This is a genomic window from Thioclava nitratireducens, assembly GCF_001940525.2.
GTDB lineage: Bacteria > Pseudomonadota > Alphaproteobacteria > Rhodobacterales > Rhodobacteraceae > Thioclava > Thioclava nitratireducens.
Genome location: NZ_CP019437.1, coordinates 1,588,039 through 1,604,150, shown reverse-complemented (window position 1 = coordinate 1,604,150; position 16,112 = coordinate 1,588,039). Strand labels below are relative to the sequence as shown.

The following is a 16,112-nucleotide window of genomic DNA, read 5'->3' as shown; positions in this document are numbered from 1 at the left end:
TTAAGTCCGGGCCCGTTGCGACGGGTGCCAGAAAGTCACCAGCTTCTCGATCAGGGCGACAAGCCCATAGAAGCCCGAGCCCGCGAGGGCCGCAACGGTAATTTCCGACCACACGAGCGACAGATCAAGCTGCCCCACCGCGGTCGAGATGCGAAACCCCATTCCTTTTGTCGGGCTGCCGAAAAATTCGGCAACGATCGCACCGATCAAAGCCAGTGTCGTTGCGATCTTCAACCCGTTGAAGAGAAAGGGCATCGCCGCAGGCAGGCGCATCTTGAAAAGCCCCTGCCAATAGCTTGCGGAATAGGTCGCCATCAGGTCGCGCTGCAGCGCATTCGTGGCCGCCAGCCCCGCCACCATGTTCACGAGGACGGGGAAGAAGACCATGACCACGACGACCGCCGCTTTGGACTGCCAGTCGAAGCCGAACCACATCACGAGGATCGGCGCGATCCCGACGATCGGCAGGGCCGCGACGAAGTTCCCGATCGGCAGAAGCCCGCGTTGCAGGAAGGGCGAGCGGTCGATCAGGATCGCCACAACCACGGCGGCACCACAGCCGATGACATAGCCCGACAGCGCACCTTTCAGGATGGTCTGCACGAAATCCTCGCGCAGCACCGCAGTCGAGGCCATCAGGCTCGCCGCGATCTGGCTCGGCGCGGGCAGGATCACCGGGCTGATATTCAGACCTCGAACCAGACCTTCCCACAGAAGCAGGAGGGTGATGCCGAACAAGGCCGGGATCAGGAAACGCGCCCAACGCTCCGAGCCATGATGGCGGGCAAGCCAGGTGTTGAGCGCCCAGGCCGCCAGCCAGAAGACGATTGCGAAAATAAGCCAGCTCATTGCACCATCCCCATCCGCTTGAGCGTGATCTGTTCGATGATGCCGACCACCACCACGAGGATCGCAGCCAGCGCCGCCGCCGCGAACAGAGCGGACCAGATCTGCACCGTCTGCCCGTAATAGCTGCCCGACAGAAGCCGCGCGCCAAGCCCTCGGGTCGCGCCCGCCGGCAGTTCGGCCACGATCGTGCCGACGAGGCTCGCCGCCACGCCCACTTTCAGCGAGGCGAAGAGGTAAGGCATCGACGACGGCAACCGCAGCTTCCAGAAGGTTGCGCCTTGGCTCGCATTATAGGTCTTCAGCAGGTCGAGTTGCATGTGATCGGGCGCGCGGAGCCCCTTCACCATGCCGACGAGCACGGGGAAGAAACTGAGATAAGCCGCGATGATCGCCTTCGGCAGTAGCCCCGTGACCCCGAGGCTCGCCAGCACCACAATCACCATCGGCGCAATGGCGAGGATCGGGATCGTCTGGCTCGCGATCGCCCAGGGCATGACGCTCAGGTCCATCGCGCGGCTATGGGTGATCCCCACCGCCAGCAGAATGCCCAGACCGGTGCCGAGTGCGAAGCCCGCAAGCGTCGCCGACAGCGTGATCCAGCCGTGGAAGACGAGGCTCCGCTTGGAAGTAATCTTCTGCCCGGCCACGCCTTCCCAAAGCCCGACAGCCACCTGATGCGGGGCGGGCAGCACGGGACGTTTCTGGGTCAGCGTGTCGGTGACAAGCTCGGAGAACGTGACCTCTTCTCCGGCCCGTGCGGCCTGGTCGTAGGTCCATTGCGAATTCATCCAGACGGTCGCGGCGTACCAAAGCAGCAGGATCGCGGCCAGAACCGTCAGAACGGGTGCCACCATTTTCATGAGACCGCCCTCCCCGTCGGCTTGGCCGAAATATCCTCGGGGAGTGAATGGCGCAGCCTGAGGGGGCAGACAGCCCCCCTTCCGGGGTCGGGGTCATAGCGTCATTCATCATAGGCATGCCCCGCTCGCAGCCCTTCGCGCACCCGGTGTGCGATATGCAGGAATTCCTCGCTGTCGCGGATATCGAGCGGACGCGGGCCGTTCGGCAGCGTGCTCTCGATCACCTCGTGGATGCGACCCGGACGGGGCGACATCACCACGATCTTGGTCGAGAGATACACCGCTTCCGGGATCGAGTGGGTCACGAACCCGATCGTCTTGTTCGTGGCCGACCAGAGCTTGAGAAGCTCCTCGTTGAGCTTGTCGCGCACGATCTCGTCCAGCGCGCCGAAGGGTTCGTCCATCAGCAGGATCTCGGCGTCGAAGGCCAGCGCCCGCGCGATCGAGGCGCGCTGCTGCATCCCCCCCGAAAGCTGCCATGGGAACTTCTTCCCGAAGCCTTCGAGATCCACCAAAGAGAGCACTTTTTCAACGCGCTCTTGCTGCTGCGCCTTGGAATAGCCCATGATTTCCAGCGGAAGTTTCACATTTCCCGCAATCGTGCGCCAAGGGTAAAGCCCGGCCGCCTGGAACACGTAGCCGTAGCTACGCGCCTTGCGGGCTTCCTCGGGCGAGATTCCGTTCACGGTCAGCGCCCCGCCCGTGGGCGTTTCCAGCGCCGCGATGCAGCGCAAGAAGGTGGTCTTGCCGCAGCCCGAGGGGCCGATGAAGCTCACGAATTCGCCCTTCTCGATATCGAGATCGATATCCTTGAGCGCGTGAACCGGACCGTCATTGGTCTGGAAGGTCAGGTCGAGCCCGCGGGCCTGAATTACCGGTGCGTCCGTCATCCGCGCCTCCACAGGGTTTTGTCCGCGATCTCGACGCTATTTCCCGCCGGGTCGCGCAGATAGATCGATCGCGCCCCGTTCGGCCAATAGAAGTCGGCCTCAATCTCCACGTTGTTGTCCCTCAAATGTCGTTCCCATTCGTTGAGTTGTTCCGCGTCCGCCGCGAGGCATACATGCCCGGGTCCGACCGCACCATGCGGGGGACCGGCAGCGCCGCCTCGGGATCGGGTGGCTCACGCGTGGCCTGAGCGATGAAGGTCAGGATCACGCTGTCGCCACAGCGAAAAAAGACATGTCGCCCGTCTCGACGGGTTATCCGATCAAGCCCCAGCAGCCCGCCGTAGAAGGCTTCGGTCTTGTCGAGATCCTCGACATAGACCGCAGCCTCCAAGACGCCGGAACTGACCGGGGCCGCCATAGCGCCTTATACCCCGGTCGCCGGGATACCGCTGCGCTCCACCGGACGCGGCGCGGTGAGCTCTTTCCAGGTGGACAGAGCCTTGGTCACCGGCATGCCCGGATCGCGGGCGACGAATTCGCCGTGGCCCTCGGGCGTGTGAATCTTGCCATCGGCCCAGGCGACGACACCGCGGCTGAGCGTGTAGCGCGGCAGGCCCTTGACCTCCTTGCCTTCGAACACGTTGTAATCGATGGCGGATTGCTGGGTCTCGGCCGAGATCGTCTTGGTCGCCTCCGGATCCCAGACCACGAGGTCGGCATCCGCGCCGACGAGAACTGCGCCCTTCTTCGGATAGACGTTGAGGATCTTCGCGATGTTGGTCGAGGTGACGGCCACGAATTCGTTCATCGTGATCCGGCCGGTCTCGACCCCATAGGTCCAGAGCATCGGCATCCGGTCTTCCAGACCGCCGGTGCCATTCGGGATCTTGGTGAAATCGCCCACGCCATAGCGCTTCTGCTCGGTCGAGAAGGCGCAGTGATCGGTCGCCACGACCGAGAGCGAGCCCGAGGCGAGACCGGCCCAGAGGCTGTCCTGATGCTGCTTGTTGCGGAAGGGCGGCGACATCACGCGGCGCGCGGCGTGATCCCAATCCTTGTCGAAATACTCGGACTCGTCGAGCGTGAGGTGCTGGATCAGCGGCTCGCCCCAGACGCGCTTGCCCTGCATCTTGGCGCGGCGGATCGCTTCGTGGCTTTCCTCGCAGGAGGTGTGCACGACATAGAGCGGCACGCCTGCCATATCGGCGATCATGATCGCGCGGTTGGTGGCCTCGCCCTCGACCTGCGGCGGGCGCGAATAGGCGTGTCCCTCGGGGCCGTTATTCCCTTCGGCCAGCAGCTTCGCAGACAGTTCGGCCACGACGTCGCCGTTCTCGGCATGAACCAACGGGATCGCCCCCAGCTCGGCGCAGCGCTTGAAGCTCGAATAAAGCTCGTCATCGTTCACCATCAGCGCGCCCTTATAGGCCATGAAGTGCTTGAAGGTATTGATGCCGCGCTCAGTGACCTGCTTCATCTCGTTGAAGACCTGCTCGCTCCACCAGGTGATCGCCATGTGGAAAGAATAGTCGCAATGCGCGCGCGTCGATTTGTTGTCCCAGCGCTTGAGCGCTTCCAGCAGGCCCTCGCCCGGTGCGGGCAGCGCGAAATCGACGACCATCGTGGTGCCGCCGGCCAGCGCGGCGCGGGTACCGCTCTCGAAATCGTCGCTGGAATAGGTGCCCATGAAGGGCATCTCCAGGTGGGTATGCGGATCGATCCCGCCCGGCATCACATAGCAGCCGGTCGCGTCGATCTCTTCGTCGCCTTTCAGGTTCGGGCCGATCTCGATGATCTTGCCGCTGTCGATCAGCACATCCGCCTTATAGGTCAGATCCGCGGTGACGATGGTTCCGTTCTTGATGACTTTGGTCATGTTTTACCTCCCACGAAGGTCTTCCGCCTTCGATTATTTCAAGTATTCCAGGGGCTGGGCGCGCGAGCGCCTCAGGGGGCCGCGCCCCCTGCTCCGCCCGTCTCAGCTTACGATTTCCGCGGTTTCCAGCACGGCGTGGAACAGCACATCGGCACCCGCGCTCGCCCAGTCCTTGGAGATATCCTCGGCCTCGTTATGGCTCAGCCCGTCGACGCAGGGGCACATCACCATCGCCGTCGGGGCGACCGCGTTGATCCAGCAGGCATCGTGGCCCGCGCCCGAAATGATGTCGCGATGCGAATAGCCCAGACGCTCGGCTGCGCTGCGCACGGCGCTCACGCAGGTCGGATCGAACGTGACCGGGTCGAACCCGCCGGTCTTCTCGAACTCCACCTCAAGGCCCATCTCGTCGCAGATTTTCTTCGCTCCCTCGCGCAGTCGCTTTTCCATGTCCTGGATCACACTCAGATCGGGCGAGCGGAAATCGACGGTGAACACGGCTTTGCCCGGGATCACGTTACGCGAATTCGGGTAGATGTCGATATGGCCCGCGGCGCCCACCGCGTGGGGCTTGTGCGACCAGGCGATCTCGTCGACCAGTTCCAGCACGCGCGCCATTCCGAGACCCGCATTCTTGCGCATCGGCATCGGGGTGGAGCCGGTATGCGCGTCCTTGCCCGTGATCGTCACTTGGGTCCAGCTGAGGCCCTGCCCATGCGTGACGACGCCGATATCCTTGCCCTCTGCCTCGAGGATCGGGCCCTGCTCGATATGCAGTTCGAACATCGCATGCATCTTGCGCGCTCCGACTTCTTCGTCGCCTACCCAGCCGATGCGTTTCAGTTCGTCGCCGAACTTCTTGCCTTCCGCGTCCTCGCGATCGTAAGCCCAGTCCTGCGTGTGAACGCCCGCGAAAACGCCCGAGGCCAGCATCGCCGGGGCGAAGCGCGTGCCCTCTTCGTTGGTCCAGTTGGTCACGACGATCGGGTGCTTGGTCTTGATGCCCAGATCGTTCATCGAGCGCACCGCCTCCAGCGCGCCGAGCACACCGAGGACGCCGTCGTACTTACCGCCCGTGGGCTGCGTGTCGAGGTGGCTGCCCATGTAGACCGGCAGCGCATCGGGGTCTTCGCCTGCGCGGGTGGCGAACATGTTGCCCATCGTGTCGACGCCCATCGTCATGCCGGCCTCTTCGCACCATTTCTGGAACAGTGCGCGGCCTTCGGCATCCGCATCGGTAAGGGTTTGGCGATTATTGCCCCCGGCGACGCCGGGACCGATCTTGGCCATCTCCATGAGACTGTCCCAAAGGCGATCGGGATTGATGCGGAGGTTTTCTCCGGGTGCTGACATTTCATTACTCCCTGTCGGCTGCGTGGGGGTTATCCCCTCTTGCGACGAATCTTTTTCTGACCGTATGGTCAGGTTGAGTGGGCCACGGTCTGACCATTCGGTCAACAAAAATCAGGACGCAGTTCGAATGAAAGATGATGAGAGCGGCAGGCGCTCAAAAAATGGGCAAGCGAGCCGCGGCAGTCGGGCCGAGGCCCGGCGCGCTACCGAAGAGTCGATCCTGAAAGCTGCCGAGCGGGTCTTCGCGGAGGCCGGATTCGGCGGCGCCACGATGCAACTGATCGCGGATGTGGCGGGGCTGCCGAAAGCCAATCTCCATTACTATTTCGAGACGAAGGAATCGCTCTATCGCCGGGTCGTAGAGCGCATTTTCAACATCTGGCTGGAAGCGGCGGATGTGTTCGACGCGGCAAGCGGCCCCGCCGAGGGGATCGGTGCCTATATCGACGCCAAAATGGAGATTTCGCGCAATCACCCGAACGGCTCGAAGGTCTGGGCGTCGGAGGTGATGCATGGCGCGCCGGTCATTCAGGACTACCTCGAGACCACGCTCCGCGACTGGACCGAGGGCCGCGCGGTCATCATCGAGCGCTGGATCGCGGAAGGCAAAATGGCCAAGGTCGATCCCCATCACCTTCTCTACATGCTCTGGGCCACCACCCAGCACTATGCCGATTTCTCGCATCAGATCGAGACGTTGAACGGCGGCGCCCCGCTGAGCGACGCTCAGTGGGAAGACGCGAAGACCTGCGTGAAAAGCATCGTGTTGCGCGGGATCGGCGTGAGCTGATCGCTCAGTTCGCTGCCGGATCGGCGGTGATATCCGGCGCGCCGACGGGTGCCGCGTTGGAGCTCGCCGGTGCGGGCGATTGCGAAGCCCCCTCCGACGCATCCGGCGCATTTGCGTCTGGCGCGGCTGGCAGCGTCTCGGTCTCGACCGGGCGCATCGGTGCACCGGCCACGCCTGCGGGCAGATGCGTCTTGGGCAGTTTCGAGCCCAGCAGCTCCTTCCCATCCGAGATCGGCTCGACCGGGTCGGCTTCGAGCCCCACCGCCTCCGCGCCGGTATCCGAACAAATGTAAATCGCGCCACCGACGACGACCGCGGTGGCCGCAAGAGCGGGCGCCGAGGCTCCGGCCAGCACGCCGAGGCCCGCATCGCGCAGCTTCTTTTGCAGGTTGCCGGCCTGATCCGACACGATCATACCGCCGATTTTTTTGCCCAGAACCTTGCTCGCCGCGTCGCCCACGGCGCTTTCGGCCTCGTCGCGCAGATCGCCGGCGGCCTTTGCAGTCCCCTTGAGGCGCTCGCAGATGCTTTTCGACGGCTTGCGGCAGAGCCCGTAGGCGTCGCGCTCACCGCGGTCGTAGCCCAGATAGGTCTCGGCCTCCTTGTCCCATTGCAGGCAGAACGGGGCGCGGCTTTTGTCGTCCATTTCGGGCGTCAGCGCCCGCAGCGTGACCAGTGCCGGGCAGGTTACCTCCCCCTTCTCGCCGAAGAGCTTTTCCCGCAGCGAGCGGCTTTCCTTCAGCGCCGCATTGTCCGCGTCGTAAACGTAGGAATAGGTCTTGCCGCGAATGGAAGTTTCACACGGCACCAGTTCGGCCATGGCCGGCAGCGGGCATATCAGGGCGAGAACAAAGGTCAGGCGCAGCATCGCGAGTCTCCGGGCATCGCTGCGCACCATAGCTCACCCCCGCGCCGCGACAAGCTCGCGCAGCGCTGCGTGGCGACGCTCGGCGGGGTTTCGCGCGGCCCCGCACAGATCCTGTTCCTAGACCTGAGCGCTGCACGGGTTATCTTGATCGAGAGGCAATTCAGGCAGAGGACGACATGCGCAAGATGCAGGTTCAGGGGGTTCACCACATCACGCTGACCGGCGCGGATCGGCAGAGCTCCATCGATTTCTGGGAGGGTGTCCTGGGGATGCCGTTCATCTTCGATCAGCCCAATCTCGACAATGCCGACGAAGGGCATCTCTATTTCGATCCGGGTGACGGGCGGCTGATCACGATCTTCACGAACGAGACCCGCAAGCCTGTTCATGACCGCACGCCCACCGACCCGGGCTGCGTGCATCATCTAGCCTTCAATGTCTCGATGGCGACGCATCGGCAGGTCGTGGCAAGACTCGATGCGCGCGGAATCGCGCATTCCGGCGTGAAGGATCGCGGCTTTATGGATTCGATATATTTCAAGGATCCGCTGGGACTCCTGATCGAGCTGGCCACCTACAAGTTCGAACCGCCGCGCGGAACGTCCCATGCCGAGGTCATGATCGAGGCGCATCGCATCCGGGTGGCGCGCGGCGACAATGCCATCGGTGAGGAACATCTCGCCGACGCGATCGAGATGATCGTCGAGCGCTCGCAGCAATCGCTGAGCGAGGATCGCGGGGCGAAGAACCCGTACTGAGCGACGCGCCGTCTCGGACGTCAGAATGGCGCGGGGCGACTAGCCCCGGGCCGCGCATCAACCCGCAACGAGAAACGGCCGCGCAATCCCTGCGCGGCCGTCTTGTCATCTAGGCTTGAGCCCGATCACTCAACCTCTTCGAGCACCTCTTTGAGCGTGCCGAGCAGCTGGTCGATCTGCTCTTTCGAGATGATCAGCGGCGGGCTCATCGCGATGATGTCACCGGTCGTGCGGATCAGGATGCCTTTCTCATAGGCCTTCAGGAAGGCCGAGAAGGCGCGCTTCGTGGGCTCGCCCGCGATCGGCTCCAGTTCGACCGCACCGATCAGGCCCTCGTTGCGGATGTCGATCACGTTGCGCACGCCCTTGAGCGAATGAAGCGCATCTTCCCAATAGGGAGCGAGCTCGGCGGCCCGCTCGAACAGCCCCTCTTCGCGATACGTCTCGATCGTCGCAATCCCGGCCGCGGCGGCGATCGGGTTGCCCGAATAGGTGTAGCCATGGAACAGTTCGATCATGTGCTCGGGGCCGTTCATGAAGGCGTCGTGGACCTCGGCCGTCGTCAGTACCGCGCCCATCGGGATTACGCCGTTGGTCAGGCCCTTTGCGGTCGTGATCATGTCCGGCACGACGCCGTATTTCTCGGCAGCGAAGGCCGCGCCCGTGCGCCCGAAGCCGGTGATCACCTCGTCGAAGATCAGCAGGATGCCGTGCTTCTTGGTGATGTCGCGCAGCTTCTGCAGGTAGCCCTTCGGCGGCAGCAGCACGCCGGTCGAGCCCGCCACCGGCTCCACGATGACGGCAGCGATGGTCTCGGCGCCATGCAGCGCGATGATCCGCTCGAGGTCGTCGGCCAGATGCGCACCATGCTCGGGGCAGCCCTTCGACCAACGGTTCTCTTCGGGCAGATGGGTGTGCGGCAGGTGATCGACCCCCGGCACGAGCGGACCGAAGGTCTTACGGTTGGTGACGATGCCGCCCACCGAGATACCGCCGAAGTTCACGCCGTGATAGCCGCGCTCGCGCCCGATCAGGCGCGTGCGAGCCCCGTCGCCGCGCGCACGGTGATAGCCGATGGCGAGTTTCAGCGCGGTCTCGACCGATTCCGAGCCGGAGTTGGTGTAGAACACATGCGCCATCTCGTCGGGCGCGATGTCGAGGATGCGGTTCGCAAGCTCGAACGCAATCGGGTGGCCCATCTGGAAGGCGGGCGCGTAATCGAGCTCGGCCGCCTGTTTCTGGATCGCCTCGGTAATCTTCGGGCGGCAATGGCCCGCGTTGCAGCACCACAGGCCTGCCGTGCCGTCGAGCACCTGGCGCCCGTCGGAGGTGGTGTAATGCATATCCTTCGCGCCCACGAACATGCGCGGGTTCTTCTTGAACTGGCGGTTCGCCGTGAAAGGCATCCAGAAAGCGTTGAGATCATTGGGGGACTTGCGGTCGAGCGCCATGGGAAAACTCCGGTCGGAAGGCCGGGTCGGAACGCGGCCGGGATGTCTAGTTTGACCGAACGGTCAGACTCACGCTAGCACAGCTTGGGAACCAGTCAAGCGGCCTTCACCTGGCGTTTATAGCGCGCTCTCCTGCCTGTAGCGATTGATCCTGCAGTCACGCTTCGGTTAACGTAAACGACGCATTGGGAGACGAATACTTGGCAGACGACCTCGAACCGCGCGACTTCACCGGCGACGACGACGGCAAGCGCCCGCTGACCCGGATTCAGAAGGTCAATCGCGGCAAGATTCTCGAGGCGGCGCTGGACGTGTTTTCCGCGCATGGCTTCCGGGGTGCGACGCTCGACCAGATCGCGGCGGAAGCGGGGCTGAGCAAGCCGAACGTGCTCTATTACTTTCCCTCCAAGGAGGCGATCCACGAGGCACTTCTGGAAGGGCTTCTCGATATCTGGCTCGCGCCGCTGCGCGCGATCTCCGCCGAGGGCGAGCCGCGTGAGGAAATCATGCGCTACATGCGTCGCAAGCTCGAGATGAGCCGCGAAATGCCGCGCGAAAGTCGACTGTTCGCCAACGAGGTGCTGCAGGGCGCACCGCGTATGGGCGCGGAATTATCCACCGATCTCAAGACCTTGGTGGACGAGAAGGCGCGGATCATCGAAGGCTGGATCGCCGAGGGCCGCCTCGCGCCCGTCGATCCGCACCACCTGATCTTCTCGATCTGGGCGCTCACCCAGCATTACGCGGATTTCGACACGCAGGTGCGCGCGGTCCTCGGCCCGGGCAAGGAGCCGCTGGAAGGGGCCGCCCCCTTCCTAGACCTGCTCTTCGCGCGGCTTCTGGCGCCCTGAGCGGTTAAGCCTTCCGCAACCATTTCCGAAGTTTCCGCCGGATCTTAACGGTCTGGTAACACCCTCGACGCAGTTTGAGCATGCGTGGGGGCGCAAGAAAATGGAGCTCGGAATGGACCGGATTTCGGGGTTGATGCCTCAGATCGGGTGGTCGCCTCTATTGACGGTCGCGGCCCCGAAAACAGCGCCTGCCAGCAAGGTGGAGGCGCCTGCGGATGCGGCCAATACGAACGGCGGCCTCGGCGCAAACGTAGACACCCAGACGTCGCAGGATCGCGCGAAGCAAGTGCGGGCCCTGGAGGCGCACGCGGCGCGCAGCGCCGATGCGTCGAAAGAGGATGGCCAGGATCGGGGCGCGGAGGATTTGAACCAATCATCCCGCGCACTTGGCATGAGCGATGGGGGTGCACGTCCCGATCCCGACGCCTTGACCGGCCCGATCCCGACCTTCGAGGTCACGCCGCTCGAAGCGCAGGCGGCAGCACTCTGGGCGGCACCTGATCTTATGCCAACCCCGGAGGGCCCTGCGCCTGAGCCGGTACGGATTGTCACCGCCCCGCTCGCCGACACATCGACGGCGAAGAAAGAGGCCGAAACCTCCGACGCTGCCGAGTTCCATCCGGAGACTGCGCTACAGACGGCAGAGAAAAAAGACGCGCCGCCCGATACTCGGAACAGCGCGCCTCAGGAGGGTTGGTCTCAGGTGCCCCCGCAGGTCGCGCCGAACCTCGACGTGACTCGCTAAGCCCCTGCCCTTATTCGGCTGCGGTCGCAGCGGAGGGGTTGTTGGGATGGCTCGTCCAGTTGGCATAATCGCCGACCGTCTCGCCAGTGCGTGGATCCACCTCACCCTTGTCCATCTTGCGCATCGTGATGCACTCAACCGGGCAGACCTCGACGCAGAGGTTGCAGGCCACGCATTCCTCGTCCTTGACCGAATAGACACGGTCGTCGGACACCGCGATCGCCTGGTGCGAGGTGTCCTCGCAAGCGGCATAGCAGCGACCGCATTTGATGCAATCTTCCTGATTGATCTCTGCCTTGGTGACGTAGTTGAGATTGAGATACTGCCAATCGGTCACATTCGGCACCGCGCGGCCCACCAATTCGGAGGTCGAGGTAAAGCCCTTGCGATCCATGTATTCCGACAGGCCGGAGATCATCTCCTGCACGACTTTGAAGCCGTAGGTCATCGCCGCCGTGCAGACCTGCACGTTGCCAGCCCCGAGCGCCATGAACTCTGCCGCATCGCGCCAGGTGGTCACGCCACCGATGCCCGAGATCGGCAGACCGGCCGTATCGGGATTGCGTGCGATCTCGGCCACCATGTTCAGCGCGATCGGCTTCACCGCCGGACCGCAATAGCCGCCATGGGTGCCTTTGCCGTCAATGGTGGGCTCCGGCGCGAAGTCGTCCAGATCGACCGAGGTGATCGAATTGATCGTGTTGATCAGCGAGACCGCATCGGCCCCACCGCGCTTCGCGGCTTCCGCCGGGCGCCGGATATCGGTGATGTTCGGCGTGAGCTTCACGATCACTGGCAGGCTGCAATATTGCTTACACCAGCGGGTGACCATCTCGATATATTCGGGGACCTGACCGACAGCCGACCCCATGCCGCGCTCGGCCATGCCATGCGGGCAACCGAAGTTCAGCTCGATCCCGTCGGCGCCGGTTTCCTCGACCAGCGGCAGGATCGCCTTCCAGCTTTCCTCGTCGCAGGGCACCATCAGCGAGACGATGATCGCGCGGTCCGGGTAGTCCTGCTTCACCGCCTTGATTTCGCGCAGGTTTGTCTGCAGCGGACGGTCGGTGATCAGCTCGATATTGTTGAGACCGAGCAGACGACGATCCGCGCCATAGATCGCGCCGTAGCGCGGGCCGTTCACGTTGACCACGGGAGGCCCTTCCGAGCCCAGCGTCTTCCAGACGACCCCGCCCCAACCGGCTTCGAAGGCACGGCGGACATTGTATTCCTTGTCCGTCGGCGGCGCGGAAGCGAGCCAGAACGGATTGGGGGATTTGATACCGATGAATTCAGAAGTCAGATCGGCCATCTCTTAGCCCTCCATCAGGAATTGGTGGATTTCTTCAGCTGCATCGCGCCCCTGCGCGACCGCCGTCACGGTCAGGTCTTCGCCGGCATGGGTGCAATCGCCCCCCGCCCAGACCCGTTCGACCGAGGTGCGGCCCGCGCCGTCCACCTTGATCTTGCCGCCCGCGACCTCGACTTTCGGAGGCATGTCGCCCAGCGTCTGACCGATCGCCTTGAAGACCTGATCGGCGGGCAGTTTGAAGATCGCGTCGGTCATCTCGAGGCCGTCGGGACCCTTCTTAGTATAGGCGAACTCGACCTGACGCACCGCGCCATTGCCGTGGATGGCGATGGGGGCGGCGTTCTCGATGATGTTCACGCCATGGGTCAGCGCGTGCTCCTGCTCGACCGTGCTGGCGGGCATCTCGGCGCGCGAACGACGGTAGACGAGGGTCACGTTGAGCGCACCTAGCAGCTTCGACTGCACTGCGGCGTCGACCGCCGTCATGCCGCCGCCGATCACGACCACATCGCGCCCGATCGGCAGTTCGGCCAAATCGGAGGCCTGACGCAACTCCGCGATGAACTCGGTCGCGGGGCGGATACCGTCCTTGTCTTCGCCATCGAGGCGCAGCGCGTTCACGCCCGACAGGCCCATCCCGAGGAAAACGGCGTCGAAATCGCCCAGCAGCTCGGCCAGATCGCCGTCACCGGCGCGGCCCAATTGCCAGTTTTCGACCACGGTGATGCCGCCGATCTGCAGCAGCCAGTCAACTTCCGCCTGCGCGAACCCGCCCGGCGCCTTGTAGCTTGCGATACCGTATTCATTGAGGCCGCCTGGCTTCGAGCGCGCGTCATAGACGGTGACCTCGTGGCCCTTCATCGCGAGACGGTGCGCACAGGCGAGACCTGCGGGCCCGGCGCCCACGACGGCGACCGATTTGCCCGTGCTCGCGGCGCGAGTGTAGGGGTGGCTTTGCTTGGCCATCAGCGTATCGGTCGCGTAGCGCTGCAGCGCGCCGATCTCGACCGGCTCGCCCTCCGACTCCATGCGAACGCAGGACCCTTCGCAGAGATTTTCCGTCGGGCAGACGCGGGCGCACATACCGCCCATGATGTTCTGGTCGAAGATCGTCTTCGCTGCGGCTTCCGGTGTTCCGGTCGAGATCTGCCGGATGAACAGAGGGATGTCGATCGCGGTCGGGCACGCCTCCATGCATGGCGCATCATAGCAGAAATAGCAGCGATCGGCCGCGATGCGGGCCTCTTGCGCCCCAAGTGGCGGCGCGTGATCGGCGAAATTGGTGCAGTAGCTTTCCGGGTCGAGCCGTGCTGGCGCGATCCCTTCGGTGAGCTGGCTATTGGACACTTGCGGGCTCCCTGTCAGTTTTTCTTGTTCCCTACGCTCGCACAGGATTGAATTTTATCAAGTGGTAAAATATGCCGCAGCGCGGCGGGCCGCCAATTTCCCGCCCGATTGCCCGGTTGTTGAGCAGTTTCTACCCCACGCATGCTCAAATACCGGGCAATCACGAGATCGCGACCCCCTGACAACCGGACGGCCGATGCGCCTTTTCACCGCGCGTTACCTCGCGTATAACCGCCCTCAGCATCAAAGAGCCCCGCAGAATGGGCTCCATTTCAAAGCACCCTTCGAGGACCGCATGACCAAAAATACCCGTGACAACGACGTGGCCTTCATTCAGGCCCTTGCCGAACTGCTCAATGCGAACGAGCTGACCGAAATCGCCGTGACCCGCGATTACGCGCAAGATGACAGCCTGAAAGTGCGGGTGTCGAAACAGACCAATATCGTGCACGCTGCCGCCCCTGCCCCCGCAGCAGCCCCCGCTCCGGCACCCGTTGCTGCCCCGGCTGCCCACCCCGCGGCCGCAGAGCAATCCGCGCCCGTCGAAGACCCCGCCGATCACCCCGGCGCCGTGGCCTCGCCCATGGTGGGCACCGCCTATCTCTCGCCCGAGCCGGGCGCATCGGCCTTCGTGAAGGTCGGCGACCAGGTCAAGGAAGGCCAGACGCTGATGATCGTCGAGGCGATGAAAACCATGAACCATATCCCCGCCCCGAAGTCGGGCACCGTGAAGCGCATCCTCGTCGATGACGGTCAGCCGGTCGAATACGGCTCGACCCTGATGATCGTCGAATAAGGGGGCCGGTATGTTCGACAAGATCCTGATCGCCAACCGGGGCGAGATCGCGCTGCGCGTGATCCGTGCCTGCCGCGAGATGGGGATCGCCTCGGTCGCGGTCCATTCGACGGCGGATTCGGACGCGATGCATGTGCGCATGGCCGATGAATCGGTCTGCATCGGCCCGAACTCCTCGAGCCAATCCTACCTTTCGGTGCCCGCCATCGTCGCGGCCTGCGAAATCACCGGCGCTCAGGCGATCCACCCGGGCTACGGGTTCCTGTCCGAGAATGCCGCCTTCGTGCAGGTGCTCGAGGATCACGGCATTACCTTCATCGGCCCGTCCGCCGCCCATATTCGCATCATGGGCGACAAGATCACCGCGAAGGAAACCGCGAAAAATCTTGGCATTCCGGTCGTACCGGGCTCGGCGGGCGGTGTTCCCGATACCGAATCCGCGAAGCAGATCGCGGCCGATATGGGTTATCCGGTCATCATCAAGGCCACCGCCGGCGGCGGCGGTCGCGGGATGAAGGTCGCGAGGTCCGAAGAAGAACTTGAGGTCGCGTTCCGCACCGCGCGTTCCGAGGCGAAAGCCGCCTTCGGCAATGACGAAGTCTATATCGAGAAATACCTTCAGAAGCCGCGCCATATCGAAGTGCAGGTCTTCGGCGACGGCAAGGGCCGCGGCGTCCATCTGGGCGAGCGCGACTGCTCTCTCCAGCGCCGCCACCAGAAGGTGCTCGAAGAGGCCCCCGGCCCGTCGATCACGCCAGAAGAGCGTGCCCGCATCGGCAGCATCTGCGCCAACGCAATCGGCGAAATGGGCTATTCCGGCGCCGGCACGATCGAGTTCCTCTACGAGGATGGCGAGTTCTACTTCATCGAGATGAACACCCGCCTTCAAGTCGAACACCCGGTGACCGAGGCGATCTTCGGCGTCGATCTCGTGCGTCAGCAGATCAAGGTTGCCGCCGGCGAGCCGATGGAGTTCGATCAGGACAAGCTGTCGATCCGCGGTCACGCGATCGAAGTACGGATCAACGCCGAGAAGCTGCCGAACTTCGCTCCCTGCCCCGGCAAGATCACCCATTACCACGCGCCGGGCGGCCTTGGCGTGCGGATGGATAGCGCGCTTTATGACGGCTATTCGATCCCGCCCTATTACGACAGCCTCATCGCGAAGCTGATCGTGCATGGCCGCGACCGCCACGAGGCGCTGCAGCGCCTGCATCGCGCGCTTGGCGAGCTGATCGTGGACGGGGTGGATACGACCGTTCCGTTGTTCAACGCGCTCCTGCAAGAGCCCGACATCCAGAGCGGCAACTACTCGATCCACTGGCTCGAGAAATGGCTCGAGAAAAACCTCTGAGCGGGTCGACAT

Annotated in this window: 15 protein-coding genes and 1 pseudogene; 6 read left to right on the top strand and 10 right to left on the bottom strand. The window is 63.7% G+C overall.

Annotated elements, in window-relative coordinates; genetic code table 11:
- The 6 genes and pseudogenes from BMG03_RS07695 to BMG03_RS07670 all read right to left on the bottom strand — a co-directional run bounded on the left by BMG03_RS07695 (position 1) and on the right by BMG03_RS07670 (position 5,828).
- Positions 1 to 849, bottom strand: coding sequence for an ABC transporter permease (locus BMG03_RS07695; RefSeq protein ID WP_075774378.1), 849 nt, complete (start codon positions 847 to 849; stop codon positions 1 to 3).
- Complete coding sequence (locus BMG03_RS07690; RefSeq protein WP_075774377.1) at positions 846 to 1,709, bottom strand: ABC transporter permease; 864 nt, start codon at positions 1,707 to 1,709, stop codon at positions 846 to 848. The genes BMG03_RS07695 and BMG03_RS07690 overlap by 4 nt, the downstream gene beginning before the upstream one ends.
- A gap of 101 nt (positions 1,710 to 1,810) precedes the next feature.
- Positions 1,811 to 2,599 carry an ABC transporter ATP-binding protein gene (locus BMG03_RS07685; RefSeq protein ID WP_075774376.1) on the bottom strand — a complete coding sequence of 263 codons (789 nt, stop codon included), beginning with the start codon at positions 2,597 to 2,599 and terminating at the stop codon, positions 1,811 to 1,813.
- A pseudogene (locus BMG03_RS07680) lies at positions 2,596 to 3,017 on the bottom strand (VOC family protein). The gene BMG03_RS07685 and the pseudogene BMG03_RS07680 overlap by 4 nt, the downstream one beginning before the upstream one ends.
- 6 nt (positions 3,018 to 3,023) lie before the next feature.
- Entirely contained in the window at positions 3,024 to 4,475 is a 1,452-nt protein-coding gene (gene hydA, locus BMG03_RS07675) for a dihydropyrimidinase (RefSeq protein ID WP_075774374.1), read from the bottom strand.
- A 102-nt stretch (positions 4,476 to 4,577) separates the two neighbouring features.
- Entirely contained in the window at positions 4,578 to 5,828 is a 1,251-nt protein-coding gene (locus BMG03_RS07670; protein ID WP_075774373.1) for a Zn-dependent hydrolase, read from the bottom strand.
- 127 nt (positions 5,829 to 5,955) lie between these two features.
- Between BMG03_RS07670 and BMG03_RS07665 the strand changes: the two genes are divergently transcribed.
- A complete protein-coding gene (locus BMG03_RS07665; protein WP_075774372.1) occupies positions 5,956 to 6,618 on the top strand; it encodes a TetR/AcrR family transcriptional regulator in 663 nt (220 codons plus the stop codon).
- A gap of 4 nt (positions 6,619 to 6,622) precedes the next feature.
- Here BMG03_RS07665 and BMG03_RS07660 read toward each other — a convergent pair whose 3' ends face one another.
- Entirely contained in the window at positions 6,623 to 7,486 is an 864-nt protein-coding gene (locus BMG03_RS07660; protein ID WP_075774371.1) for a hypothetical protein, read from the bottom strand.
- 176 nt (positions 7,487 to 7,662) lie between these two features.
- Here BMG03_RS07660 and BMG03_RS07655 point away from each other — a divergent pair, with 176 nt between their 5' ends.
- Positions 7,663 to 8,244 (top strand): VOC family protein, encoded by a 582-nt coding sequence (locus BMG03_RS07655; RefSeq protein WP_075774370.1) that lies wholly within the window; start codon positions 7,663 to 7,665, stop codon positions 8,242 to 8,244.
- Between the two features lie 125 nt (positions 8,245 to 8,369).
- Here BMG03_RS07655 and aptA read toward each other — a convergent pair whose 3' ends face one another.
- Complete coding sequence (gene aptA / locus BMG03_RS07650; protein WP_075774369.1) at positions 8,370 to 9,695, bottom strand: omega-aminotransferase AptA; 1,326 nt, start codon at positions 9,693 to 9,695, stop codon at positions 8,370 to 8,372.
- A gap of 200 nt (positions 9,696 to 9,895) precedes the next feature.
- Between aptA and BMG03_RS07645 the strand changes: the two genes are divergently transcribed.
- Entirely contained in the window at positions 9,896 to 10,546 is a 651-nt protein-coding gene (locus BMG03_RS07645) for a TetR family transcriptional regulator C-terminal domain-containing protein (protein WP_199224627.1), read from the top strand.
- A gap of 112 nt (positions 10,547 to 10,658) precedes the next feature.
- Complete coding sequence (locus BMG03_RS07640; protein ID WP_075774368.1) at positions 10,659 to 11,291, top strand: hypothetical protein; 633 nt, start codon at positions 10,659 to 10,661, stop codon at positions 11,289 to 11,291.
- Positions 11,292 to 11,301: 10 nt separating this feature from the next.
- Here BMG03_RS07640 and preA read toward each other — a convergent pair whose 3' ends face one another.
- Both preA and BMG03_RS07630 read right to left on the bottom strand, forming a co-directional pair.
- Positions 11,302 to 12,603: an NAD-dependent dihydropyrimidine dehydrogenase subunit PreA gene (gene preA / locus BMG03_RS07635; protein WP_075774367.1), complete on the bottom strand. Its 1,302-nt coding sequence runs from the start codon at positions 12,601 to 12,603 to the stop codon at positions 11,302 to 11,304.
- A gap of 3 nt (positions 12,604 to 12,606) precedes the next feature.
- On the bottom strand, positions 12,607 to 13,950 hold the full coding sequence (locus BMG03_RS07630; RefSeq protein WP_075774366.1) for an NAD(P)-dependent oxidoreductase: 1,344 nt from the start codon (positions 13,948 to 13,950) through the stop codon (positions 12,607 to 12,609).
- A gap of 295 nt (positions 13,951 to 14,245) precedes the next feature.
- Here BMG03_RS07630 and accB point away from each other — a divergent pair, with 295 nt between their 5' ends.
- Positions 14,246 to 14,746: an acetyl-CoA carboxylase biotin carboxyl carrier protein gene (gene accB, locus BMG03_RS07625; protein ID WP_075774721.1), complete on the top strand. Its 501-nt coding sequence runs from the start codon at positions 14,246 to 14,248 to the stop codon at positions 14,744 to 14,746.
- 10 nt (positions 14,747 to 14,756) lie between these two features.
- Positions 14,757 to 16,100, top strand: a complete 1,344-nt coding sequence (gene accC, locus BMG03_RS07620; protein ID WP_075774365.1) for an acetyl-CoA carboxylase biotin carboxylase subunit — start codon at positions 14,757 to 14,759, stop codon at positions 16,098 to 16,100.
- Positions 16,101 to 16,112 lie beyond the last annotated feature (12 nt).

Coding starts and splice junctions, on each gene's coding strand:
- aptA (WP_075774369.1), bottom strand. CDS start 9,695: ATGGCGCTCGACCGCAAGTCCCCCAATGATCTCAACGCTTTCTGGATG.
- BMG03_RS07655 (WP_075774370.1), top strand. CDS start 7,663: ATGCGCAAGATGCAGGTTCAGGGGGTTCACCACATCACGCTGACCGGC.
- BMG03_RS07665 (WP_075774372.1), top strand. CDS start 5,956: ATGAAAGATGATGAGAGCGGCAGGCGCTCAAAAAATGGGCAAGCGAGC.
- accB (WP_075774721.1), top strand. CDS start 14,246: ATGACCAAAAATACCCGTGACAACGACGTGGCCTTCATTCAGGCCCTT.
- preA (WP_075774367.1), bottom strand. CDS start 12,603: ATGGCCGATCTGACTTCTGAATTCATCGGTATCAAATCCCCCAATCCG.
- BMG03_RS07695 (WP_075774378.1), bottom strand. CDS start 849: ATGAGCTGGCTTATTTTCGCAATCGTCTTCTGGCTGGCGGCCTGGGCG.
- BMG03_RS07640 (WP_075774368.1), top strand. CDS start 10,659: ATGGACCGGATTTCGGGGTTGATGCCTCAGATCGGGTGGTCGCCTCTA.
- BMG03_RS07685 (WP_075774376.1), bottom strand. CDS start 2,599: ATGACGGACGCACCGGTAATTCAGGCCCGCGGGCTCGACCTGACCTTC.
- BMG03_RS07690 (WP_075774377.1), bottom strand. CDS start 1,709: ATGAAAATGGTGGCACCCGTTCTGACGGTTCTGGCCGCGATCCTGCTG.
- BMG03_RS07670 (WP_075774373.1), bottom strand. CDS start 5,828: ATGTCAGCACCCGGAGAAAACCTCCGCATCAATCCCGATCGCCTTTGG.
- hydA (WP_075774374.1), bottom strand. CDS start 4,475: ATGACCAAAGTCATCAAGAACGGAACCATCGTCACCGCGGATCTGACC.
- accC (WP_075774365.1), top strand. CDS start 14,757: ATGTTCGACAAGATCCTGATCGCCAACCGGGGCGAGATCGCGCTGCGC.
- BMG03_RS07660 (WP_075774371.1), bottom strand. CDS start 7,486: ATGCTGCGCCTGACCTTTGTTCTCGCCCTGATATGCCCGCTGCCGGCC.